This window comes from Polaribacter sp. BAL334, assembly GCF_015767435.1.
Lineage (GTDB): Bacteria > Bacteroidota > Bacteroidia > Flavobacteriales > Flavobacteriaceae > Polaribacter.
Genome location: NZ_JADWOV010000310.1, coordinates 34,443 through 58,955, shown reverse-complemented (window position 1 = coordinate 58,955; position 24,513 = coordinate 34,443). Strand labels below are relative to the sequence as shown.

Below are 24,513 nucleotides of genomic sequence, written 5' to 3'. Positions count from 1 at the left end.
ATTCATAACAAAACACATAGCTTTGCGTGAAATAAACGCTGCTGAGCTTTTAAAAAAAACTGCTGAGCTTTTATGCAAAAGCTGCTCAGCTTTTATGTAAAAACTGCTGAGCTTTTGTACAAAAGCTGCTCAGCTTTTTATGAAAAACTGCTGAGCTTTCTTTTCTTTGCAGTATTGGGTATTTGTTATTGCAGTATAAGAATAGAATAGGAGCAGTGCAAAAAACTTTTAATTGGTAATTTATAGATGTTTTGAAACTTGGATGTTGAGCGAGTTTAGGAGGTTATTGCAAAGAAAATATTGAAAAATTGTTTGTTTTTTAACTCAGTTCTTCTTAAGTTGGCAAACGTATCTTTAATCAAAGTAACCTTGAAATTTTATTGATTTTAGAATTCCGTTTTCAAATTGAAAAGTGAATAATGAGGTTTGCTCTAAATTTCCAAGTGTTACTAAATCAGTTGCTATTTGAGTTTTTAATATATTCTCAAGTGTTTCTTTTTTAATTCCAATTTTTATTGAATCAAAAAATTCTATTTCAGGATTTTTTATAATTCCTCCTATGATGTGTTCCCAATTGGCTGCTTTATAAAACTCTAATTCGGTTTTGTCATAAGTCAGAGTTTTTATTGTGTCTATAACTGTTTTGTCGTGATGATTTTGATAAGGTTTTGATGCTGATTTAAACATCGGATTTTTAAAAGTAAATTTTTCTAATTCAGACTGAAAAGCAAAAGCTAAACTGTCATTTTCTACAAATCGTTCCTCTCCAATATTTTCTTCAATTTTTATTTCTGTCGTTGTTTTTTCTTCAATAATTTCAGTCTTTTTGGTTTCTGCTTTTTTGCAGGAAACCATTAATATTAAAATTACTATTGAAGTTAGTAACTGTCTTTTCATATGTTTGCCAACGTTCCGCAGATTGTAGCAGCTGCGATTATTTATTACTGATGATTCCAAGTACAAAACACCTTTTGAAAGTCCGCAGGACTTTCGGGAGAAGAGCAAGCTTCGCAGTTGCTACAAACTGCTGTTAGCAGTGGTTTTATTAACTCCAGCTCATTCGGATTGTCACCAACCCTTTTTCAACGCTAACTTTTCCACCAAAAGATTCATTTTCGCCTGGATGTACTTCGTAACTTTTGGTTTCGCCACTAACTTTTGGTTTATTGTTTTTAAGTCTTTTGCTATTTAGAATCCAATTTTCAATTTCCTTTTGGTTTGCGTTAAACTTTACTATAAAAGTTCGAGTAAAAGCACTTCCTTCTTTTTCAACGGTTAGATTTTCCGCTTCTTTTGGCAGTTCTGCTAATCCGCCCCAATTTAGTGTCGTTTGGATTGCGTCTTTTTCTTGCCAAGGAAAAATAAAGCTTGAGAAGAAGTTTAAATAAACAAACACTAAAAGCAAGAATAGGAGTGAACCTAATATTTTAATTGTCTTTCTCATTTCTGTTATTTCCCAAATGTGATTTTAAAATCACTGCTAACTAGTTATTATACGCAAGTTTATAGTACTTTTTCATAGTTTTAAAAACATATTCGCCTCAGCTAAAATAACATTATATTTTAATAAAAACCAATTATTACCCCTTTTTTGTCCTTTATTAGCAACCATTCTATTTAGAGGACTTTGTATTTCTCTGCCTTTTTTTCTATGTTTCTCCTATGTTTGCGAAGTTATTGATTATAAAGATAAAAGTCAATAAATTTGAAAAAATAAAGTGAAAAGGAATGAGAGAAGATATGTCCCAAAATAGTTCAAAGAAACATATTGACACATAGAAAAATCCTCATTCCTTTTTATCTTTTAGAGTCTGAACAGAATGTAAGGAATTAAACAAGAATTAATATCCAGAATATCCAATTAGGAGACAAGACGAAGGAAGATTCATCACTTTATAAATTTAAACTTTAAGGTTATGAAAGAATTAAAACAAGTAGTTGGAATTGACGTAGCTCAAAAAGAATTGGTGGTTACTTTGGGCAGAATGTTTGAAGATTTATCAATTGAATTGTATAGATACAAGGTTTTTAAAAACACAGAAAAAGGATTTATTGGATTAACAAACTGGGTAAAAAAGTTAACTAAAGAAGAAGTAAAAGTTCTTTATGTAATGGAAGCTACAGGGGTTTATCATCAAAAAATTGCATATTATTTGGATAAGAATAACTTTGATGTTGCTGTGGTTCTTCCAAACAAAATAAGCAATTACATCCGAACTTTAGATATTAAAACCATTACTGATAAAACGTGCTCGCAAGCAATTACTAGATTTGGACTAGAAAGGAAACTAGATTTATGGAAACGTCCCAAAAGTATTTATAAAAACTTACAGCAATTAACTAGAGAACGTGATCAAATAGTTGCAGAACGGGTTACCGCAAAGAATCAATTGCATGCAGAATTATCAGAAGCAGAACCGTATGAGAAAAGTATAAAACGTATAAAGGCAAGAATCAAGCTATTGAATACTCAAGAAAAAGAAATAAAAAATGATATAGCTGTAATTGTAGCAAGTGATGAAAATATAAGAAAAGAAATAGACATCATTTGTACATTACCTGGTGTTGGAGAGTTAACTGCCGTAATCGTTTTGGCAGAAACTAATGGATTTGAATTAATACGAAACAAAAGGCAATTAGCCAGTTATGCAGGATTAGATGTAAAAGAAAAACAATCAGGCACCTCCATAAAAGGAAAACCTAGAATATCAAAAAAAGGAAATAGAAGCTTACGAAAAGCAATGCATTTTCCGGCATTGACTGCTGTAAAATGGGATGAAAACTTTAAAGAATTGTATGCAAGATTAGTGTCAAAACATGGAATAAAAATGAAAGCGCTAGTAGCTGTACAAAGAAAATTATTAGAAATGATTTTTACATTGTATAAAAACCAAACATCTTATGACAAGGATTATTTAAATAAAAAAAATAGCGTGAAAACTCAATTGGTTTAACACGCTATAGAGTCTAGCTCTATGACTGACTTAGCACAAAATTATAAAAAAAATATAAATTTTAATTGGAAATCAACACAGAATCTATGTGGCTATAAAATTTTATGATACTTCAAATTCATTTTTGATTTAATTTCACTCAAAAGTTCTCCCAAATAAATGTAAAGAACCAGCATTCATTTTTATATAAAAACGAAAAAAGCCCCAAAATTGGGGCTTTTACGTTTATATCAATTGGATATTAATTTTGTACTTTGTTTTTAAACTGATCAAACTTATCAGCTTCTTTTTTAGGCCAACTGTTGTTAGAAGTGTCCACATCTGCCGTTTCTAAATCTGGATCTACAGTGATGCTGATGATTTCTTGTGATGAAGCAAATACTCTTTTCACTGAATTGTCATCTCTCATCCAAATTTGTGCAGGGAAGGTTTGTTTTTCTTTTGTGCCATCTTTGTAAGTCAATTCTACAATTAAAGGAACTACCAAACCTCCTGGTTTGTCAAATTCAACAGAATAAATAAAAGAAGGTACTTCTTTCCCATCTACATATTTTGCCATCGCTTTTGGGTTTGCATCTTCTTTTATATCCGTAATATATACTAAATCTCCCAAGCTATCAAAATAGTCTTTGTATTGTGTTTTTAGTTTTTGAACACGCTCACTTGCTTTGTCAGTCAAATACAATGGTTTTACTTCTTTAATACCAATGTCAGTTACATCAGTAGTATAAAACCAACCTCTCCAAAACCAATCTAAATCCATGGCAGAAGCATCTTCCATAGTTCTGAAAAAGTCTTCTGGAGTTGGGTGTTTGAACATCCATCTTCTTGCATAGGTTCTAAATGCATGGTCAAATAATTCAGGACCCATAATGGTTTGACGCAACATGTACAATCCTGCAGCTGGTTTTGTATAGGCATTTGGTCCAAACTGTTTTACGTAATCTCCTTGAGACATGATTGGTGAAATATTGCTTTGATCACCACCCATATAACGTACAATATCTTTGGGTAAATTTCCAGTATTGAAGTTTGGATCGTAGTCCAATTCTGCTAAAATTTCAACAAATGAGTTCAATCCTTCGTCCATCCAAGTCCATTGTCTTTCGTCTGAATTTACAATCATTGGGAAGAAATTGTGCCCAACTTCGTGCGTAATTACGCCAATCATTCCATCTCTTACTCTGTCAGAATAGGTTCCATCAGGATTTGGACGACCATAATTGAAACAAATCATAGGATATTCCATTCCTTGTCTATCAGCATGAACAGAAACAGCTTTTGAATAAGGATAATCAAAGGTCAATTTTGAATATTCTTCTAAGGTATTTGCAACCACTCTTGTAGAATGTTTTTCCCATAATGGATTTCCTTCTTTTGGATATAAGGAAGTTGCCATCACTGTTCTTCCGTTGATATTCACAGCCATAGCATCCCAAATGTATTTTCTTGAAGTTGCAAACGCAAAATCACGCACCATATTGGCTTTGTAATGCCATGTTTTAGAAGTTGTTGCACGTCCTTTTTCGGTAACTTCAGCTTCAGCTTGTGTCACAATCATCACTGGGTCTTTGAATGATTTTCTTGCTTGATCAAAACGACTGCGTTGTTCTTTGGTCAACACGTCTTTTTCATTCAATAAATCTCCTGTTGCTTCCATGATATGGTCTGAAGGAACTGTGATTTTTACTTCATAATCTCCAAATTCTAACGCAAATTCACTACGTCCCCAAAACTGCATGTTTTGCCATCCTTCTACGTTATTGTACACACACAATCTTGGAAAAAATTGCGCAATCGTATAATTGTTGTTTCCATCAGGAAAATCTTCAAAACCAGAACGTCCTCCGTCTTTTACAGAGTTGTTGATTTTGTAATTCCATTTGATGCTGAATACAAATTTTTCGCCTGGATTCAATGGTTTTGGCAAATTGATGCGCATCATTGTCCAGTTGATTAAATAAGATAATGGTTTTCCATCAGCAGTTGATACTTTTTCGATGTTGAAACCAAAACCTTTTCCTTCTTTCATAAACTCTTTTTTGAAATCTTCAGGAGTTAAAAAAGCAGAAGCTGCATTGGATTGTGCTAAAGGAGTTTTAGAATCGTCAGCTCTCATGTTTTGGTCAAGCTGAACCCATAAATAATCCAATACGTCTTTTGAATTGTTGTGATAGGTGATTTTTTCATCACCATAAATTTTGTTGGTACTTTCTTCCAAACGGATGTCCATCACATAATCCACTTTTTGTTGTGTGTATTGATGTCCTGGTGCTCCAGAAGCCGAGTGTTGGTCATTGGGCGTTGCCAACAAATCTTTCATTTGACGAAACTTATTCTCGTCAGTATGCCCTTTTTGTGTTCCTTTTTTTTCGATTTTTTCTTGCGCAACAAAAGCTGTTGTGATGAAGAAAAACGAAAAAAGAACGAAATAAATTCTTCTCATTTGTATTGATTTGATTTAAATTGAATATTGCCCACTAAAGTAGTAATTCACATTAAATTTGAGCGAAAAATCTATAATTTTAACAAACCTTTACCAAAAAAAAAGTACTGTCAATGGACAGTACTTTTTTTAAAAGATATGGAACTACAAATTTACCCTTTAATCTCTTTTTTGAATTTGTCGAATTTATCGCTTTTTTCTCTTGGAAAACTATTGTTAGAAGTATCCACATCAGCCGTTTCTAAATCTGGATCCACTACAATACTTTCTATTTGTTTTGAGCTAGAAAAAACTTTGGTTACTTCGTCATCTGTATATCTCCAAATTTGTGCTGGATAGGTTTTTCGTTCTTTGGTGCCATCTTTATAGGTAAATTCTACAATGATTGGCATTACCAAACCTCCTGGTTTTTCATAGGTAATTTCGTAATGGTATTTTGAGTGACTTGTTGCATATCCTAAACCCTCAGAAGTATCTTCAATAAAGTTTACGGTGTCGTCTGAACTTGAAGAAGAATAGAATTTTTTCACTCCTTTAACTCCTATATCAGTAACATCTGTTGTGAAAAACCAACCTCTCCAAAACCAATCCAAATCGACTCCAGAAGCGTCTTCCATGGTTCTGAAAAAATCCTCAGGAGTTGGGTGTTTGAACATCCATCTTTGTGCATAGGTTTTGAATGCATGGTCAAACAATTCTTTGCCCATAATAGTTTCGCGCAACATCCAAAGTCCTGTTGCAGGTTTGCCATACGCGTTGTTTCCAAAACTATATACATTGTCTCCTTTTGACATGATGGGCGCAATTTTTGATTGATCTCCACTCATATAATTCACAATATTTTTTGGCAATCCTCTTGACATTGGGAAATTTTTATCATACGCCAATTCTGCCAACATTTCTAAATACGAATTCAATCCTTCGTCCATCCAAGTCCATTGTCTTTCATCTGAATTGACAATCATTGGAAAAAAGTTGTGACCCACTTCGTGAATGGTTACTTTAATCATGGTATATTTTACTCTGTCAGAATACGTTCCATCAGGATTTGGTCTTCCTGGATTGAAACAAATTTGAGGATATTCCATTCCCATTTGTCCGTCCACAGAAATTGCTTTGTGATAAGGATAATCAAACGTGTATTGAGAGTAGGTTTTTAAGGTTTGAGCTACTGCTCTTGTAGAATGATCACCATACAAAGGATTTGCTTCTTTCGAATACAAGGAATAAGCCATCACTGTTTTTCCATTGATATCAACAGCCATTCCATCCCAAATAAATTTTCTTGAGGTTGCAAAAGCATAATCACGCACGTTTTCAGCAAAAAACTTCCATGTTTTTGTTTTTGTTGCTTTCGATTTTTCAAAGTTGATAGCTTCTTCTTGAGTTCTAATGATGATAGGATTGTCAAAACTTTTTTTAGCGTCTGCCAATCTTTTCAGTTCCGTTTTTGACAAGACTTCTTTTTCATTTAATAAAACCCCTGTAGCACCCAACATGTGATCTTCAGGAACTGTGATGTTTACAGTGAAATCTCCAAATTCTAAGGCAAATTCACTTCGTCCCCAAAATTGGTCATTTTGCCATCCTTCTACATTGTCATACACACACAATCTTGGGTAAAATTGTGCAATTACATAGTTGTTATTTCCGTCTTTTGGGAAATGTTCAAAACCTGATCTTCCTCCATCTTCTCTATGATTATTGATGTTGTACCACCATTTGATGTTGAACTTAAATTTTTCGCCAGAAGCCAATGGTTTCACCAAATTGATACGCATCATGGTTTGATTGATGGTATAAGAAAGGGGAGAACCATCTACATTTGTAACACTCATGATGTTAAAACCGCCATCAAATGGTTCATTCTCAAAAGCTTTTTCAAAACGAGTTTTGCTTAACTTTTCAGGAATTTTATTGGGATTGATATCTGGAGTTTTTGAATCTTTGGCACGCATATTTTGGTCTAATTGCACCCACAAAAATTCCAATTTATCAGGAGAATTGTTATGATAGGTAATGGTTTCAGCGCCTGTAATTTTCTGTTTTTCATCATCTAAAGTGACGTCGATTACATAATCTACTTTTTGTTGTGTATAGCCTTTTCCTGGTGCACCAGTAGCATTGTGCTGTTCATTGGGTGTTGCCAACAAATCATACATTTGTCTGAATTTGTTTTCGTTGGTGTGTCCTTGTTTTGTAGTCTGAGCATAGGAAGTGCTCAAAAAAACAAAAGAAAGTAATAGAAATCCGATTTTTTTCATGTGTATTGAGGTTTGAATTGATTAATGTTCTAGGGTTCCAAAAGTTTCATCTTTGTTAAGAAGCACACTTTTGTTGGTTTTTCCAATAGAGGTTTTTACCAAATTTTGTTGGTCTGGAAAATGTTTGATCAATATTTTATTATTGATTTTAATTGTTTTTACTTGATTGATATTTTCAATTTCTAAATAAAAATACACCAAATCATTTTCATATTCTTTGCCTATATAATTGAATTTTTTTTGAGTTCCGTCAATGGTGAATTGCAATTTATCTCTTAAATATTTTTCAAAATACACATCGTTATTTGGTAATTCTTTTTTGGTAGTGAGTTGTAAATCAATATTGTAATCTTTATTGAGCGCCAATTCAATATCATCCATAAAAACATTGATGATGATTTGAACTGATTTAGCTTCGGGTTTAAATTTGATTTGTGTGAGACTTAAATAATATTTATGAACTGAAAAAGAACATAATGGAATGATAAAAAGTAAGAGTAAAAATGAATAGTTTTTCATGAATTATTTTCAATCAAATAAAAAGGCAATTTACTCATTTTTTATGATTTTAAGATATGTGACGCTTTCTGTTTTTAATATTTTTATCACTTCAAGCAATCGTCCTTCTTTGTGCATTTTTTCAATCCCTAAAGGATTGCAATATTCTAAGAAATGAAAATAATTGTCTAACGGAATTTTCAAATCATCAAAGAAAAATTTGTCACCCAATTCCGATAATAACTTATAAGGAAATGCTTTTTTACGTTCCAATTCTTTGCGCAAAGCCCACAGTTTTTCTGAATATTTGAAAGCAATATTAGCAGTGGCTCCAGCTCCAGCAAATCGTGCAGTTGGATCAACAGTTACGATTTGTGGACGCACTCTAGTGTCAATATAATCATCACCTTCAACGATTTTCATATTCACTTTCGATAAATCCATCACTTTTTTTAACAGGGAGTCTTTTTTATCAATAGGAACATTTTTAGTGTCAATTCCCAATCTTCCAGAAAGATTGTGTTTTTTTAGTTCAAATTCGTCCAAAACATAGGTAGAAGCTGTCAAGGTAATTTCAATGGTTTTATCATTGAAAATTTGGGTATTTATCTTTATTTTTTTTGTGTAATGTTGAATGGAAGAAAACTGAACACTATCGCCTTCAGAAACAAAAATTCGAAACAAACCTTCGTCATTTGAAAAAGTTCCCTGATTGGTTTTAAGGTTGATGATATTGGCATTTTTAACGATTCCAAGAGAATCCATCACTTTTCCGCTTAAAATGATGTTCTTTTTTTGAGCAAAAAATGAGAAACTAATTAATAGGATAAAAAAAAATGAAAATAATTTTTTTAACATTTGTTTGATTATAATCCCAAATTTATTGTTTTACTTGATAAAAACATAGAGCTTCCAATTAAACTTTTGTTAAAGCTAATAAGGAAAGTGAATAAGGTTTGTCCTTTATTCACTCATAATTTTTAAGTAATTTTTGCTTTCTGATGTTAAAAATTCAATCAAAGCCAAAATTTCTCCTTTTTTATGCATTTCATATATTTTTGAATACGAACAAAAACTAATAAATTGATGATATTTTTCTTGAGGAATTTTTAGTTTTTCAAAGAAAAAATCTTTTCCAAATTCGGATAAAATTTTATCAGCAATGCTAGTTACTTTTTGATTTTTTTCAATCAATGATTGATAAGGTTTTGAATTGCCTCCAAGTTTAGTTCCAACACCTTCAAAATAATTTGGCAATCTTATTACAGAAGCTTTTGTTAAATGAGCTTCATCAATACTTATTGGTGTTTTTGAAATTGCATTAAAATCTAACTTTTTTATGCTAGAAACCACATTTCTAACGATTTCTCCAATAGAATCTTTGGGTGTTTTTTTAATATCCAATAAAAGAGAACCTGATAATTTGTTTTTTTTAATAATTACTTCCGCTAATGTTGTGGTATATTCTTTTAAAAAAATGAGGTGTTTGGTTTTTTGAGAATGCAATTTTAATATTGGTATTTTTTTTGTTACATATCCAATTGAACTGATTTGAAGTGTGTCATTAATTGAAACATAAATATTAAAATTTCCTTCATCATCAGAAAATGTTCCTTTTTTGGTGTTTAAATTAATCACATTTACATTTTTTACAATGTTTACAGAATCAATTATTTTTCCATAAAAAGTAAAACTATTGTCTTGAGATAAACAATGAAAAGAAATAAATAGCAAAAGAGAAAGTAATTTTATTTTCATAGAAATTTATTTACAGCAAATTAAGAAATTAACTTTCTTAAATTGATATTAATAGAATTGTAATCTTATGTTAAATCCAGAATTTTGTTTTTTTATGTAAGCATAATTGTAAAATTATTTTATTTTTGGAGTATGAAAAATATGATTATCGCAAGTACTTCTACAGTGTATGGAAGTGATTATTTAGCTTATTTGTTACCCGAAATAAGCCTTTTGTTCAAAGATGCTGATACAGTACTTTTTATTCCATATGCAAGACCAAGTGGAATTTCATATGATGAATATACTCGAATTGTAAAGAATGCTTTTGCAAAAATTTCTAAAAAAGTAGTTGGCATTCATCAATTTGACAACCCAAAAGAAGCGTTAGAAAATGCCAAAGCAATTTTTACAGGTGGAGGAAATACTTTTGAATTGGTCAATCAGTTGTATAAAAACGATATTCTTGTTGTATTGAAAAAAGTACTTGAAAACGGAACTCCGTATTTAGGGACAAGTGCAGGAGGGAATATTTGTGGAGTTTCAATGATGACAACCAATGATATGCCCATTGTATATCCGCCAAGTTTTGAAACTTTAGGATGCTTGCCTTTCAATTTGAATGCACATTTTATAGATGCTGTTCAAAATTCCACACACATGGGCGAAACTCGCGAAACTCGCATCAAAGAGTTTCATGTTTTTAACAATACGCCTGTCATGGGTTTGCGTGAAGGAAGCTGGTTAAAAGTAACTGGAAATTCGATAACTTTAAAGGGAAATTTAACGGCAAGATGGTTTGTGCCCAACAAAACGCCCATAGAAATTGAGAGTGAAAGTGAATTTTTGAGTCAGTAAGTTTTCTTGAAAAAGAAACAGAACCCCTGAAAATCAATTATTTGAATTTTTGATTTTAGCAGTTTACTTTAAGTTTGAGAATAATTCAACGTTGAATCTTAAATTCAAAACGTTGAATATTTTACTGCTGCTGTTGATGTTGTTGCAATATTTCTAAGTTTTTTTGGTATCTATTGGCATCTTTAAATTGGTCAGTAGTTTCGAAAATCGGTTGTTTTTCTACAAATTTTTTGGTGGTATCTACTGTGACATTTACTTCAAGTTTGTCTTCAACTTTACCTCTAAAAACACCTTTTACTGGCGAACAATCGTTATAATTTCTGCCTATTGCCAAACGCACATGATGCTCTGTGGCAATGATATTATTGGTTGGATCAAAACCTAACCAACCATAATTGGGAATAAATGCTTCAATCCAAGCGTGTGTTGCACCTTCTCCACGTGAAAAACTTTCGTAAGGACACAAATAGCCACTGACATATCTTGCAGGAATCCCCATCATTTTGCAGGCTTGCAACATAAAATTGGTGAAATCTTGACACACTCCTGATTTGATTTCCCATACTTCATCCAAGGTAGTGTTTACGGTTGTAATCCCTTTGATATACTTAAATTCATTGAAAATAAATGAACTCAAAGCTTGTAGAAATTGATATGGTGTTACTGTATTTTTATCAAAAGTGTGCAAATATGCTAATACTTCTTCACTACCTGCAAATGATTTGAATTTTGTAAAATCAATAAATTCCGTTTTATGTGAAATAGTTTTCAACGTTTGCCATTGCAATACAGGATCAATCATATCTTCAGGAAACATTCTTGAATAGACATCCACCTCAATTTCCGATTCAATAATCAAGGTTGAATGAGGTTCTACAATCATAAAAGTACCTACTGTATTGTCAAAATAATCAGTATGAGTTTCAATTGATGGATTGGAATTGATGTTGATTTTTTGAGAAGTTACTTTTTGATATGCATCATTGATGGGAAACAACATAATTCTGTTGGCAGCATCAATAACGGTATTGCTATAGGTATATTTAGTAAGATGATTGATATAAAATGTAGGCATTAGTTGCGTTTAATTTGAATGTGAAAAGTACACGGTATTGATACTAAAAGAAATGTTTTTAATATCTTGTTTGATACCTAGTACAAACTGATTCAATCCTTGCTGATTGATACTTTCAATAGTAGCATATTTAATGGTGCTTTCCAATTTTCCGAGTAAAAATTCGGTATTATTTTTTTCCAGTTCCTGAATATCAATCAATTGCTTTACATGTCGATTCAGTTTATTTACGCAATAATACATAGATCTTGGAAATAATTGGTCTTGAAACAACATGTGAATCACATTATCCTCTTGAAAAGAAGACTTGTAAGTTTTCAAATACAATTGATATCCACCAACAGAAAGCAATAAGTTTTTCCAATAAAAGCTTTGTTCTAAGCTGTCAGTTGTTTTCGAAACTTCAATCAATTTCATGGCTGTAAATTCGGAAATTTGAATCAATCTCTCTAAAAATCGTCCAACATTCATGAAGTAATAGGAGGGACCACGTTCTTGAGTGATGTCCATAGTGCCAATATACATCAAATGAAATTTTTTCAAATCATCCAAGAAAACAACAGGATCTTCTGTTCGTAACTTTTTTATCAAATCTTTTTGTGTCAAATACAAATAATAATTATTGATACACAACCACAATTCGCGCGATAAATGTTCCTGAACACTTCGTGCATTTTCACGTGCTTTGGTGACTAAATTCAAAATAGAATTCGGGTTGTCTGCATTGAAAATTAAATATTCAATACATTCAATAGCATCTTCTGTATAAAATTCATTTTCAGAAGCATTGTAGTTTTTGATAATAGGCGACCAAGAAAACAATTCTGGCGAATCTTGATTGGCAGAAAAGTTTACTTTTAGCAAACTTAACATGCCATTGCCACGTTCCATATAACGTTCTATCCAAATTAAATTATTTGCTGCTCTACTTAACATATCTGTATGATTATTCTTGAATTACCCAAGTATCTTTACTGCCTCCACCTTGTGAACTATTCACCACTAACGAACCTTTTTTTAGGGCAACTCTTGTCAAACCACCAGGGCATATTTCAATACCATCTTTACCAGAAAGTGCAAAAGGGCGCAAATCTATACAACGTGGAGATAATTTTCCATTGATATAACAAGGCGCAGTTGAGAGCTTTAAAATTGGTTGTGCTATAAATGCACTTGGATTTTTTTGAACGGTAGCAAGGTAGTCATTTATTTCTTCTTCACTTGCTTCATGTCCCATTAACATCCCATATCCACCACTTCCATCTGTTTTTTTGATGACCATGGTTTTGATATTTTCAATTACGTGTTTCAGTTCTTCTGGTTTGCCCAATTGATAGGTTTCAATATTTTTTAAAATAGGCTCTTCATTCAAATAATAATGAATCATATCAGGAACATATACATAAATGGCTTTGTCATCAGCAACACCAGTTCCAGGCGCATTGATGATATTTACATTTCCTTTTCGATAAGATGCCATAATTCCAGCAACTCCCAAAATACTGTTTGCGTTAAACTCTAAAGGATCTAAAAAATCATCATCTACACGTCTGTAAATCACATCCACTTGTTTTAAACCATTAGTGGTTTTCATATACACAAAATGATTTTTTACAACCAAATCACTTCCTTCTACTAGTTCAATTCCCATCAATCGTGCTAAAGTACTGTGTTCATAATACGCAGAATTGTATATTCCTGGAGTTAACAAAACAATATTAGGATTGTTTTTGTAAGATAAATCTTTCAGTTTTTTATACAATAAATTGGGATAATTAGAAACCGAACGCACATTGTTTTTGGGCAAAATACCTGGATACAAACGCTTTGAAATTTCTCTATTTTCAAGCATATAACTTACTCCTGAAGGTGTGCGTAAATTGTCTTCCAATACATAAAATTCGCCATCATTATTCCGAATCAAATCTACCCCTGCAATGTGTACATAAATATCATGAGGCACTTTTACCCCTTTCATTTCTCGCAGATAATTAGGACAAGAATAAATCAAATCAGCAGGAACAATGCCATCTTTGATGATAAATTGCTCATTATAAATGTCTTTTATAAATAAGTTCAGTGCTTTGATGCGTTGTTTGATGCCTCTTTCAATAAAATCCCATTCTGCACCTGTGATGATTCTTGGAACAATATCAAAAGGAAATATTTTCTCAATACCTTCATTGTCATTATATACAGTGAATGTAACACCTTGACTCATAAAAAGTTGCTTGGAAAGTTCTTCTTTTTTACTGAGTTCTTCCTGTGAAATTTTCTTCAAGCACTCAATAATTGCTTCATATTGTGGCCTAATTTCAGCAGTATTGCTAATCATTTCATCCCACGTATTTGGAAGCTCGTCATAAGATGAAAATAAGAAACCTTTATCCATACTGTATCTATTTTTTTTCAAATATAAGTAAAGCTATATTATTTTCAATGAAATTGAAAGTTCAGTAATAATAAATTATGAAAAAGTTATTTTTATTAAATATTATTCATTATTCAATTATTTTTGATATAAATATTTCACAAAAATGAATAAATTAGTTTTTGAATATTAATAAAAAATTACTTTAGATTTAAAAAATGGGTTATTTTTTAAAATTTTCCCAACCCCAAGAAGGTGCAGGTTTTTCAATTTCTTTGGTCAAATCGAATGAAACTGTAAATACTCTATCTGAGCCAATTCTTCTTAAGTTATACGTAAAAGTGTTGTTATCTAAAGTTACCCACCAAACATTTGAAAATGCTGCAGGAATCAATTTTTGGGTTTCTTCATCAGCAGGAAAAATTTGCATTGTTGATGTTCCTTGATTTGAAGCAATTCCACCATACATGGTGATTTTGTCATTTTCACCATTTTTCATGCGATGATCATGTTTCAGTTGAATGCGGTTATTTTTGTTTGTAAAAATCCAAGTTCTCGATAAATTATCACCAACGTTAAAAGGAATTAAAATCGTTTCGTCATCGCTATAAAGCACATGCATTACTAATTTTTTATCAAAAAAATCGTCATTGGCAGGAGCATTTTCAATAGTGCCCTCAAATGTTTTTCCTTGCAATGCTTTTAAAGAATTCCAGAAAGATATTTCTCCAATAGTTTCTATGTTGGTTGTTTTTTGAGATGCGATTTTAGTTGAATTATTAGTGGAATTCAATAAAATAATCGCACTAAATCTCAATATTGATAAATAGTTAAGCATGTTTTTTGATGTTTATGTGTGAGAAAATATTTGTGAATTTGTGCACCAGAAAAGTAACAACTTTCTAAGAACTCACAGCTCCAAGAGCATACAATTGGTCTAGAGAAGGAGAGGAGCTACCTCCAGCTGGCTCTAATGTAATTCCAAAAGCTTCAGATTCATTCGGATTTTGGATAGTGAAAACCTTACTTGAGTTGGCTGTAAAAGTGTCTATTGTTCCTAAACTTGTTGGTGTTAACGGAGTTATTTTTAATGACCAAACTTGATAAACTTTTCCTTTAGGTGGAGCAGGTAACCCTTTAGCATCCAAATAAATAGTATTTGTTTTTTTGTTCCAATATACTTTTGCATACGAATTAGGAGAAGCATCTTGTCCTGCTAAAGGTACAGAAATAATGTCTTTATCTCTTAAAATTTCCAAAAGCCTTTCTTTTTCAGCTAAAGTATTTTTTGTTTTTTCAATTTGTGCTTCCAAAGCTTCTTTTTCAGAAACAATTTCTGAAGTTGATTGCTTGTTTTGGAAAGTATTGTACATTAAAATACTTCCAAAAAGAACAGCTGCAGCCCAGCCACTTATCAATTTCCAATTGGATGATTTTTGAATTGGAATTACTTTTGATTCTTTTTGAACCAATTGATTTTTTAGGGATTCAAAAGAAGCAACTTCACCTTGATACGTAGCAGCCGTAAGTTGTAAAATCGCATTTTCAATAGATTCCACTTCTGCTAACAACTCAGGATATTTTTGAATTGCAGCGTGCACTTCTTCGTTTTCTTTTTCAGAAAGCGAGCCTGCAACATACAGTTCTAAAATTCCAGATGCTATGTATTCTTCTATATTCATTTTATACTCCCAATACTGAGCGTAATTGCCCAATACACGTTTTGTTTTTTGTTTTTATGGTTCCCAAAGGAATGTTCAATTCTTCTGAAGCTTCTACTTGTGTATAACCTTTGAAATATAATAATTCAATCAAAGATTTACAGTTATCACCTAATTTTTCTACCATTTCTTTTAAACCAATAGCATTTGTGCTACTATTTAAATCATCATGAGTTTCAAGTATATCTACGAAAAAATCAGTTGTTTGGTTTTGTTGTGACTGTTTATATTTTTTTGAACGGGTGTAATCAATTGCAGCATTTCGTGCAATGTTCAATAACCACGTAAAAAAACGACCTTTGCTTGGGGAATAAGATGCAGCATTGTTCCAAGCTTTTAAAAACACATCTTGGGTAATTTCCTCAGTTACTTCAGCATCTTTTACGATGGTATTGATAACTCCTGAAATACTTTTACAATAAGCATTGTAAAGTTTTTCATAAGCTTGCACATCTTGTTGCTGAAACTGTAAAATTAAAAGCTCTTGATTCATACGCTGTATCAAGAGCTAAATTAATAAAAAAAAAGAAAGTTTGGTTAATTAATTACTTTTTAATGAAAATAAAATCTCCTCCTTCATCACCTGTATTTCCAATAGGTGCATATTGTGGTTGATTGTCGCCAGTAGTATTATTGATTACTGCATCCTCAATTTTATTGAATAATTGTCCTGCTGAAATATATTTATCAGTATTGTCTGTCAATCTATTCAGCAGATATTTCATAAAAACACTTTGATTTGGCACCGTTGTTAAAGTTCCACTTGTGATGGCTTTTCTACTTGGCAATTCATACTTTTTCTGAACAGCTTTTGAGGCTGTTTTAAAATCTCTGTTTTTTACTAAAATACTTCCACTGAAACAAGCATCTGCAATCAATAATGTGTGTCTTGAATTGATGGCTTTGATTAGCGTTACTATACTGGTATTTAATATCACATTCAATTCAAATTCCATTTGAGCATCTGAAGGCATCCAATAGCCTTTTTCACTTACTTGGTCATAATTTCCATGACCTGCATAGAAAATAACCAAGTTATCATTTTTGGTAATTTTGTTTTTTAGGATGGTAAATTGTTTCAGAATATCATTGGCTTTCGGATTTTTCAAAACCGTTACATTTTGTTTGTCAAAACTGTAATTATTTACTAAAACATCAGCCAAAGCTTGCGCATCTTTGGTAGGCTCACCATTCAAATCTTGAATGCTTTCATCTTCATAATCACTAACCCCAATAATCAATGCATAATATTTTCCGAAACCAATGTCAAGAGTTTCTTTGTTGTCATTGATAGTAACATCTGTATTGATAATTTCAGGTGAATTTCGTTTGATAACAAAGTTTTTCGACGAAGTAGCTTGTTTTAAATCGGTTGCTTTTACAATCAAATCATTCTTTCCATATCCTAATGGAACATTCGCAACAAAAGTTCCATTTTCGCTTACAACAGCTTCTTTTCCATTCACCGTTATTGAAAAAATTCCATCTGTGTCTGTGGCATTTCCTTTGACAGTGATGGTGTTTGCTTCTACAATTTTAAATCCTCTTACTTCTTCAACTATTGGATCAGTAATTACAATTACTGGAGGATTGTTGTAGCTTTCTGTTTGGTATTTAATGTCTAAATAATCTGCATCAATTTTACGATCGTGATAAATTGTATAGCCAAATTTATTTCCAAAAAACCGTTGAAATGGCGCTTCATTTACATACGTATTATTAATATAAAAACGAATCAATGTGCCAGATTTTACAATTTTAACGATGTTTTCAGCATTGCTTCCTGTTTTAATAGACGAAGCAAAAGTTAATGGAATGATTTCTTTGTAAACATCGTTGTCAAACTTTCTGAATTTATAATTTCCATTTCCAGAAAGTAAAAAGCTAAACTCATTGGAAGAGTTTTTTCTTCCAAAAGTTACTCCATACCAACCTGTAGAAGTATTGATTTCTCCTATCGAAGTTTCTATGATAAAATCTTTAGTATCATCAATATCTACATCTCTACTGATAAAAATTCCACCTTCTTTTTTACGATGCATGATGAGTTTTCCACCAGTAAGATCTAATGAATAATCGTCTGCGTTTTCTAAATTCCAACTGTTTTTGTTCGATGAAAAATCATCATACAAAGGCACTTTTAGAGCATTGTTTGTAACAATAATGTTGTCTATGTTTTCTTTTAATCCTTTGATACTTAAATAATCTATGGCAATTTTTTGTCTGAAATACACTCCATACCCAATTTCATTTCCAAAGAAATTTTCAAAATCAATGCGAGTAATGTAGGTATTATTGATATAAAATTTATAATAATCTCCTTCTCTGGTAATTTTTACAGTATTATCACCTCCAATACCTTCTTTTATATAGGTAGTTTTTGTCCATTTAATGATATCTTCACTTTGATTATTAACTACTTTGACTACTTTATAATACCCAGTAGCCGTAATTAAAAATTGAAAATAATTAGTGCCTTTTCCACCCCAAAAAATTCCATAAGGTGAATTTGTTTCTCCTGAAACATGTTGAAATTTGGTTTCAATTTCAAAATCTTTACTGCTGTCAAACTCTCTTGTAATATCGGTTAACCTACCTTTCTCATTTAACTTATGGTCTAAATAGTATTTTCCATTACTAATTTTAAAATCGTAATCTGTTCCCGAATTATTTATCCAATTATTTCCATTCGAAGTAAAATCATCAAATAAAATACTTTCACCAATATTATTATTGAAATTATTATTATTGTTATTATTGTTGTTGTTGTCTGAACCTGTATATCTCATACTCAAATAAGTAATGGATATTTTTTGACGACCATAAACAATAAAACCTGTTCTATCACCATAAAATGTTGGAGAATATTGAGTGTGAACTAGGGAACTATTGATGTAATAATTCAGCGCACTTCCTTTTTTCTCAACTTTCAAATAATTGTATTGATTATTTCCAGTTTTGATTTGGCTAGCACTCGTCCAACCTTTAACGGCTGTTGCTGTTCCATTGGATGTTTGCTGAATGTAAAACATTCCATTTCCCGAGATGAAAAATTCATTCTGATTGTCATTGTCTTTTCTTCCAAAAATGAGTCCAAAACCCCTGTCTTCAACTCCTGTCATTTTTAAGAAAGAACCTTCAATATAAAAATCTCTGTTGGTATCAATTTTCTTCTCATAGGTTGTATTCAAGCCACCTTCATCTCTTTTATGATCAAAATCATATCCTCCATTTACAATTTCTAGCGTAACATCACTTGTGTTTTGAGTTGCCCAATTATTATTATTATCATTAAAACCATCAAACAAAATTGTTTGTCCTAGTGAGGTATTATTATTAATAACTGTAGATGTTTTCTTTACTCTAAAATAATCAACAGAAATTTTTTGGTTTCTATACAATTGAATGGCTAATTTTTTTCCAACTATGGATTTGTGTGTGGTATTATACACATAAGAACCATTGATGTAAAAAGTTACAGAAGTTCCTTTTTTTGTAATTTTCAAAACATTCGATGCGTAATTCCCAGTTTTAAGAAAAGAAGATGTAACCCAAGCCTGCAAAGTAGAGTAGGTTCCTCCCACAGATTCTGCTACTCTATAATATCCATTTGCAGTGATTCCAAATTCTTTATAATTGTTTTCGTCTTTATAATCATATAAAAATGAAATCCCATAATCTTGAACTCCAGAAATTTTTTCAATAGCGGTTTCTATTTCAAAATCATCACTATCAGATAAGGTAAAATAATCTGCTGTGGAAACACGACAAGATTCTGTAGTTCTTTTGTGATCAAAATAATAACGACCATTGTAAACGCTTAATTCGCGGGTATCATTATTGCCTGTTGGCCAATTATTAGTTCCGTTAAATTCCTCTTGGTAAACATACGTTTGACCGAATCCAAGAAACGATATTACCGAGAAAAAAAGTAGTAGATTGTTTTTTAGGAATTTCATTTTTTATAATTTTTATTGATGATTCATTTCTATAAAAATAGGAACAACTTTTTCTGCAGTGCTTTTTGAGGATGCATCAAAAGAAATTTTAGCGCTGCTAAAAGTAACATCTGCTCCTTTAAACATACTCGATGACAATGCACCTTTCACATTTGATACAAAATCGTCTGATGTTGATCTTGCTTTGTTTACAATATCATCAATATTTAGTTTTTCTTTGCTGTATAATACGCATAAAATATCTCTACCTGGTTTGTTGTCAAATTCAATGAAATAATCTTCATTAGGCAATGCAATTTCGCTATCCACATAATTGAAGTAATCAGAGAAATTATCAAAAGGATACAATTTATTCACAGATTTATCTGAAGAACCAAATCCAATCAAATATACATAACCACGTTGTTTGCTTTTTAAATAAATTCGGAATTGTGTGCCTGATGTATAAGAAGTAGTAACCTTATAAGTCGTATTTGTTGCTTTTACAATATTAAAGTTTCTGGTAGCGCCATCTGCTAATTTGATAGGCATATTTTCACCAGTACTTAATTTCAATGTCAATTCGCCACCCAATTTGTTGTTCACAACAGTAATGTTGTTGTTGATATTGATGTTATTGTTGTTATTATTGTTGTTGTTATTATTGTTATTGTTGTTTTCATCACTTCTATCAATCAATACATAAGCCGTTTTCACTTGACGTTCAAAGTCTGCATAACGCATCCAAAAGAAACCATTATTCCCAAAATTTATTCCCCAAGAGTTCATGATTTCAAAGGCACCTCCAGCTTTGCTATCATCATAACCCACAACAACCATGGCATGTCCATTGGAACCTGTATTTGGAATCCACACTTTATTTGCATCTAAAATCAAGCTATTGTATTGAAATAATCCAATAACTACAGGATTTTTTTCAGAAATGGCTTTTTTTACTTTTCCAACCAAATTTACAGGATTGTCCCATCTTGCTAGGCGTTCATAAATAATGATTTTGTGCTGACTTGCTGAAGAATATACATAAGAAGAAGGAGCAGAAGTACAACTTTGGTCTGTATATGGAAATTCACTCATTTTGGCTGCACCATAGGTATTCAATAATTTCATGGCATTTTCTATGTATGCACCTTCACAGTTGTTATTCACACGGATTTGATTGTACACAAATGCAGGTGAATAGGTATTTTGATTGATCATAGAAGTGTTATACTGCCAGTTATTTTTGATAGCATTTGCAATAGTTCTTGCACCAAAAGCACTTGCCCATCCAACACATGAACCTTGTCTTCCTTGACTTTGTGGAGTAGGAGCGTAGCCTTTTAAACTAAAAGAGCTTGGCAAAGCCGTAAAACTTCTAGTGATTAAAGGTACAGATTGAGGAACTTCCTCATACAATTTTTCATCAAATTTTAAACCTGTCCCAAAATCATCTTGTGAAAAAATGCTAAATGAAAGGAAAAAACTAACTACGATGATTGATATTTTTTTCATGATTGATTAACTTAAATAGATTGCAAACAAATGTCGTAATAAATATGGAAAAAATAATACGTCATTTGACGTATTATTATAAAATAGTGATAGTTAGGGTTTTCTTTTCAGAGTTATAAAGTCTCTTTGACTGATAATTATTTGATTGAAAAACTCTTTCAAATAAGCATAATCATCAGCATTAAAGATACTTTTATTGATGCTAAAATTGACAAATATTTTTATCAAATTATTTTCTGCGGAACTTTTTAAAATAAATATTCCAGCATCATTATCTAGTTTAAAAGATTTGCTCTTTATTGTTTGCACAATTTCATAATTTTCAGGAATTGTCATATTTAATGAAAATGTTCTTCGAAAACGATTCCCAAAATTTACTGGATAAACACGTTCTTTTAGTTTGAAAGGATTGATTCCAACTTTTTCTAGAATAAATGGATTCAAATTAATTATTTCAATATCTTTCTCATCAAGTAAAAGTTTGATGTCAAAATTTTCTTCTAAAGGAAAATCTAGTTGTTTTTCAAACAAAGGTGTGTAGTTAGTAACCTCAATTAAGTCGTTTTCAGATTCAAATTCTGAAATATATGCTTCTCTTGTCAATGAAGACAATTTTTTTCTATGATCAGCTGCGTAATAACCTGTTCTTCTTGTTTTTAGGTTGCCTGTAATTTCACCCTCATTGGATAATTGTAAAGTAATAGCAGTATTTATTGACGTATTTTGACTTGGTTTTAACAAAATCCAAGAACCTTCTTCATCAAAATTGATGACTCTTCCTTCTCCATTAATAGTTCTTATGGGAAGCATTCCAAATGGTAAGAATTTATCAGTTGCATCTAAAAAATAATCACTACCATTGATAGATAGTTTTACAATGACATAATTATAATCATAAATTATTGGATACAGTTTTGTGGGCAATCCATTGTCTCTAGTTGATAAAACAACCAATTGAACATCTAAATCTGTGGCTTTTAAACTGTTGTATAATGACAGATTAATTTCACTTACATTTCCTGATTTTTCTTCAAATGCATCTTTGATTTTTGCATCATCATTTGTCCAGTTTTTTGAATTCCAAGTGAAATGATTTTGAATAAAGGTAAATGTTTTTTTTGCGCGTTCTAATTCATCCCCAGTTGTTACAATTTCTGAAGGAAGTATTTTTTCAAAATAACTTTTCTTATTTGTTTGATTGTTAAAAAACTGACTTTTTAGTTTGAAATCAGCTTCTTTCCAAGTTGTTGTGTAGTTTTTTTTAATACCACTAGGTTCAGTGTATGAAATCAGATCAAAGGCAATTCTAGAAACATAATTTACCTTACTTAGCATGTATTCTTCTTCAATAAAAGCAGGAATATCTGTCATTCCATAAGAATAAATAGCGCAATCTCCACTTCCAAAACCATCAATATGAACACAATTTTTTTTAATTGAAGGGTTATTTTTAGTAAGCGTCAAAAATCCAATTAAACGCACATTGTATTGATAATTTCCTAAAATGGCAGCATCATATTCACTTTTTATTTTTGGAATATCGGATTGAAATGACCAGTCAGCCAGTCCTAAATAATTAGACAAAATGCTATATTGATACTCAATTACACTCCCTTCTTGGATATTAGGAAGTGCGAATCTTTTCACATTCCAATCCTTAATCACATTGTTTGTGAAAATATTTTCTTCTAATAGATATTTTTTTTCGATAGAACCATTGGTTAGGTTGTGAGTCACTCCTTTAATATCAATTACTTGCTTTTTGTCAAAATACTCAATGGAGATATTTCCCAAATCAGCTGCTGATTTATTGAGAATTTTAATTCGAAAGTAGAAATCAGTTCTTGTTTTGTAATCATTTTTTTCATCCAAATAGGTATTTGCATGTTCATACAAAACAACCGCTTTTGCAGTTGAATCCTTTTCATAGACGGTCATTTTCAATTCATCAAGCGTGGCAAGTCCTATTTTTGTAGATTTATTTTCTTGCGCAACAATCCAAAAGGCTGTGAAACAGAATAGGAGTAAGAAGGTTTTTTTCATTTAAAATCGAACAATTTTGGAAACACGATTTTTATTCAAGTAACTTTTTACGAGGTGTTTTGCCAACGATTTATTTTCTATTGGCGTTACTATTTTTCTCAAAATGGGTAATTGTTGTTCTTGAAATGCCAAATTGGTATGACCAAACCCCACAATTTCATTATTTTCAACCAATATGATTCCATGTTCTTCTACCATTCTTCCTTTATCAATAATCAGAAAATCAGGATGGTTAAAATCATCAACTTGTAGTTTGAACTTTTTCTTAAAATTATATTTTGGCGAAAGGTTATCCAATTCTAGGTAATATTTTAAGCGTACTAAAATTTCAGTTCCAAAAGTATCATAAGAAATTGATTGTGCTTTTGTTTGCACTTTGATGGCACGTTTTGTGGTTTTCATCAGCACACGATTCAATTCAGATTTCATATTTTTATGCTTTGCCATAAAAATGACAGTGCCATTTGCATCGTGAATGTAAAATACACCCAAACTTTCGGGCATTTCTTCAATCATTTTTTTCAACTTTTCTTTTTCATACTTTTTATCAAAGTACTTAATCGCTTTGTTGATAATGCTTTTTTGAATGTCTTTTTCCAATAAAATTTTAAACAAATGCACAGTTGCCAAAGCATCTCCTGAAGCTCTGTGTCTGTTTGCCATCGGAATTCCCAATGATTTGGTTAGTTTTCCTAGGCTATAAGAAGTTTCGTCTTTGATCAATTCCTGACTCAATTCAACCGTACACAAAGTATTTCGTTGAAAATCGTATCCCAATCTGTCAAACTCCATTTTCAAAATCCGATAATCAAAACTCGCATTGTGCGCAACAATTGTACAATCTTCCGTGATTTCGATAATTCGTTTGGCAATTTCATAGAATTTTGGAGCATTTCGCAACATGCCATTGTTGATGCCTGTCAAACGAACTACAAATTCTTGAATGTCTTTTTCTGGATTGACGAGAGAGATAAATTGATCCACAATTTCATGACCATCAAATTTGTAAATGGCAACTTCAGTAATGCCTTCTTCATTATATTTACCTCCTGTGGTTTCGATGTCAACGATTGCGTACAATTTCTTTTTCTTTAGA

General features: G+C 31.5%; 19 protein-coding genes. 2 read left to right on the top strand and 17 right to left on the bottom strand.

What is annotated here, in order from left to right; genetic code table 11:
* Nucleotides 1-354 precede the first annotated feature (354 nt).
* Together IU405_RS11855 and IU405_RS11850 are read right to left on the bottom strand one after the other, a co-directional pair.
* Entirely contained in the window at nucleotides 355-897 is a 543-nt protein-coding gene (locus IU405_RS11855) for a hypothetical protein (RefSeq protein ID WP_197438826.1), read from the bottom strand.
* Nucleotides 898-1,045: 148 nt separating this feature from the next.
* Complete coding sequence (locus IU405_RS11850; RefSeq protein WP_197438825.1) at nucleotides 1,046-1,444, bottom strand: hypothetical protein; 399 nt, start codon at nucleotides 1,442-1,444, stop codon at nucleotides 1,046-1,048.
* A 472-nt stretch (nucleotides 1,445-1,916) separates the two neighbouring features.
* Between IU405_RS11850 and IU405_RS11845 the strand changes: the two genes are divergently transcribed.
* Nucleotides 1,917-2,954, top strand: a complete 1,038-nt coding sequence (locus IU405_RS11845; RefSeq protein WP_197438824.1) for an IS110 family transposase — start codon at nucleotides 1,917-1,919, stop codon at nucleotides 2,952-2,954.
* A gap of 241 nt (nucleotides 2,955-3,195) precedes the next feature.
* Here IU405_RS11845 and IU405_RS11840 read toward each other — a convergent pair whose 3' ends face one another.
* The 5 genes from IU405_RS11840 to IU405_RS11820 form a co-directional block, all read right to left on the bottom strand.
* Nucleotides 3,196-5,400 (bottom strand): M1 family metallopeptidase, encoded by a 2,205-nt coding sequence (locus tag IU405_RS11840; protein ID WP_197438823.1) that lies wholly within the window; start codon nucleotides 5,398-5,400, stop codon nucleotides 3,196-3,198.
* A 152-nt stretch (nucleotides 5,401-5,552) separates the two neighbouring features.
* The gene (locus IU405_RS11835) at nucleotides 5,553-7,664 is read right to left on the bottom strand and encodes a M1 family metallopeptidase (protein ID WP_197438822.1); all 2,112 of its coding nucleotides are present in this window, start codon (nucleotides 7,662-7,664) and stop codon (nucleotides 5,553-5,555) included.
* A 21-nt stretch (nucleotides 7,665-7,685) separates the two neighbouring features.
* Nucleotides 7,686-8,183, bottom strand: a complete 498-nt coding sequence (locus tag IU405_RS11830; RefSeq protein ID WP_197438821.1) for a DUF6702 family protein — start codon at nucleotides 8,181-8,183, stop codon at nucleotides 7,686-7,688.
* A gap of 30 nt (nucleotides 8,184-8,213) precedes the next feature.
* On the bottom strand, nucleotides 8,214-9,020 hold the full coding sequence (locus IU405_RS11825; protein WP_197438820.1) for a hypothetical protein: 807 nt from the start codon (nucleotides 9,018-9,020) through the stop codon (nucleotides 8,214-8,216).
* A 105-nt stretch (nucleotides 9,021-9,125) separates the two neighbouring features.
* Nucleotides 9,126-9,920: a carboxypeptidase-like regulatory domain-containing protein gene (locus IU405_RS11820; protein ID WP_197438819.1), complete on the bottom strand. Its 795-nt coding sequence runs from the start codon at nucleotides 9,918-9,920 to the stop codon at nucleotides 9,126-9,128.
* Between the two features lie 132 nt (nucleotides 9,921-10,052).
* Between IU405_RS11820 and pepE the strand changes: the two genes are divergently transcribed.
* Complete coding sequence (pepE, locus tag IU405_RS11815; RefSeq protein ID WP_197438818.1) at nucleotides 10,053-10,757, top strand: dipeptidase PepE; 705 nt, start codon at nucleotides 10,053-10,055, stop codon at nucleotides 10,755-10,757.
* Between the two features lie 121 nt (nucleotides 10,758-10,878).
* Here pepE and IU405_RS11810 read toward each other — a convergent pair whose 3' ends face one another.
* The 10 genes from IU405_RS11810 to IU405_RS11765 form a co-directional block, all read right to left on the bottom strand.
* On the bottom strand, nucleotides 10,879-11,832 hold the full coding sequence (locus IU405_RS11810; protein ID WP_197438817.1) for a transglutaminase domain-containing protein: 954 nt from the start codon (nucleotides 11,830-11,832) through the stop codon (nucleotides 10,879-10,881).
* A gap of 9 nt (nucleotides 11,833-11,841) precedes the next feature.
* Nucleotides 11,842-12,768 carry an alpha-E domain-containing protein gene (locus IU405_RS11805; RefSeq protein ID WP_197438816.1) on the bottom strand — a complete coding sequence of 309 codons (927 nt, stop codon included), beginning with the start codon at nucleotides 12,766-12,768 and terminating at the stop codon, nucleotides 11,842-11,844.
* A gap of 10 nt (nucleotides 12,769-12,778) precedes the next feature.
* Nucleotides 12,779-14,224, bottom strand: a complete 1,446-nt coding sequence (locus IU405_RS11800; protein ID WP_197438815.1) for a circularly permuted type 2 ATP-grasp protein — start codon at nucleotides 14,222-14,224, stop codon at nucleotides 12,779-12,781.
* A gap of 202 nt (nucleotides 14,225-14,426) precedes the next feature.
* Complete coding sequence (locus tag IU405_RS11795; RefSeq protein WP_197438814.1) at nucleotides 14,427-15,041, bottom strand: hypothetical protein; 615 nt, start codon at nucleotides 15,039-15,041, stop codon at nucleotides 14,427-14,429.
* A 64-nt stretch (nucleotides 15,042-15,105) separates the two neighbouring features.
* Entirely contained in the window at nucleotides 15,106-15,885 is a 780-nt protein-coding gene (locus tag IU405_RS11790) for an anti-sigma factor domain-containing protein (protein WP_197438813.1), read from the bottom strand.
* Nucleotide 15,886: 1 nt separating this feature from the next.
* On the bottom strand, nucleotides 15,887-16,417 hold the full coding sequence (locus IU405_RS11785; RefSeq protein WP_197438812.1) for an RNA polymerase sigma factor: 531 nt from the start codon (nucleotides 16,415-16,417) through the stop codon (nucleotides 15,887-15,889).
* Nucleotides 16,418-16,469: 52 nt separating this feature from the next.
* Nucleotides 16,470-19,883, bottom strand: coding sequence for a caspase family protein (locus IU405_RS11780; protein WP_197438811.1), 3,414 nt, complete (start codon nucleotides 19,881-19,883; stop codon nucleotides 16,470-16,472).
* Between the two features lie 12 nt (nucleotides 19,884-19,895).
* A complete protein-coding gene (locus tag IU405_RS11775; RefSeq protein WP_197438810.1) occupies nucleotides 19,896-21,374 on the bottom strand; it encodes a C1 family peptidase in 1,479 nt (492 codons plus the stop codon).
* 93 nt (nucleotides 21,375-21,467) lie between these two features.
* A complete protein-coding gene (locus IU405_RS11770) occupies nucleotides 21,468-23,417 on the bottom strand; it encodes a DUF3857 domain-containing protein (protein WP_197438809.1) in 1,950 nt (649 codons plus the stop codon).
* Complete coding sequence (locus IU405_RS11765) at nucleotides 23,418-24,497, bottom strand: exonuclease domain-containing protein (RefSeq protein WP_197438808.1); 1,080 nt, start codon at nucleotides 24,495-24,497, stop codon at nucleotides 23,418-23,420. It lies immediately after the preceding gene.
* Between the last annotated feature and the right edge of the window lie 16 nt (nucleotides 24,498-24,513).

Coding starts and splice junctions, on each gene's coding strand:
- IU405_RS11840 (WP_197438823.1), bottom strand. CDS start 5,400: ATGAGAAGAATTTATTTCGTTCTTTTTTCGTTTTTCTTCATCACAACA.
- IU405_RS11805 (WP_197438816.1), bottom strand. CDS start 12,768: ATGTTAAGTAGAGCAGCAAATAATTTAATTTGGATAGAACGTTATATG.
- IU405_RS11780 (WP_197438811.1), bottom strand. CDS start 19,883: ATGAAATTCCTAAAAAACAATCTACTACTTTTTTTCTCGGTAATATCG.
- IU405_RS11845 (WP_197438824.1), top strand. CDS start 1,917: ATGAAAGAATTAAAACAAGTAGTTGGAATTGACGTAGCTCAAAAAGAA.
- pepE (WP_197438818.1), top strand. CDS start 10,053: ATGAAAAATATGATTATCGCAAGTACTTCTACAGTGTATGGAAGTGAT.
- IU405_RS11770 (WP_197438809.1), bottom strand. CDS start 23,417: ATGAAAAAAACCTTCTTACTCCTATTCTGTTTCACAGCCTTTTGGATT.
- IU405_RS11825 (WP_197438820.1), bottom strand. CDS start 9,020: ATGTTAAAAAAATTATTTTCATTTTTTTTTATCCTATTAATTAGTTTC.
- IU405_RS11830 (WP_197438821.1), bottom strand. CDS start 8,183: ATGAAAAACTATTCATTTTTACTCTTACTTTTTATCATTCCATTATGT.
- IU405_RS11855 (WP_197438826.1), bottom strand. CDS start 897: ATGAAAAGACAGTTACTAACTTCAATAGTAATTTTAATATTAATGGTT.
- IU405_RS11810 (WP_197438817.1), bottom strand. CDS start 11,832: ATGCCTACATTTTATATCAATCATCTTACTAAATATACCTATAGCAAT.
- IU405_RS11850 (WP_197438825.1), bottom strand. CDS start 1,444: ATGAGAAAGACAATTAAAATATTAGGTTCACTCCTATTCTTGCTTTTA.
- IU405_RS11775 (WP_197438810.1), bottom strand. CDS start 21,374: ATGAAAAAAATATCAATCATCGTAGTTAGTTTTTTCCTTTCATTTAGC.
- IU405_RS11790 (WP_197438813.1), bottom strand. CDS start 15,885: ATGAATATAGAAGAATACATAGCATCTGGAATTTTAGAACTGTATGTT.
- IU405_RS11800 (WP_197438815.1), bottom strand. CDS start 14,224: ATGGATAAAGGTTTCTTATTTTCATCTTATGACGAGCTTCCAAATACG.
- IU405_RS11820 (WP_197438819.1), bottom strand. CDS start 9,920: ATGAAAATAAAATTACTTTCTCTTTTGCTATTTATTTCTTTTCATTGT.
- IU405_RS11835 (WP_197438822.1), bottom strand. CDS start 7,664: ATGAAAAAAATCGGATTTCTATTACTTTCTTTTGTTTTTTTGAGCACT.
- IU405_RS11785 (WP_197438812.1), bottom strand. CDS start 16,417: ATGAATCAAGAGCTTTTAATTTTACAGTTTCAGCAACAAGATGTGCAA.
- IU405_RS11795 (WP_197438814.1), bottom strand. CDS start 15,041: ATGCTTAACTATTTATCAATATTGAGATTTAGTGCGATTATTTTATTG.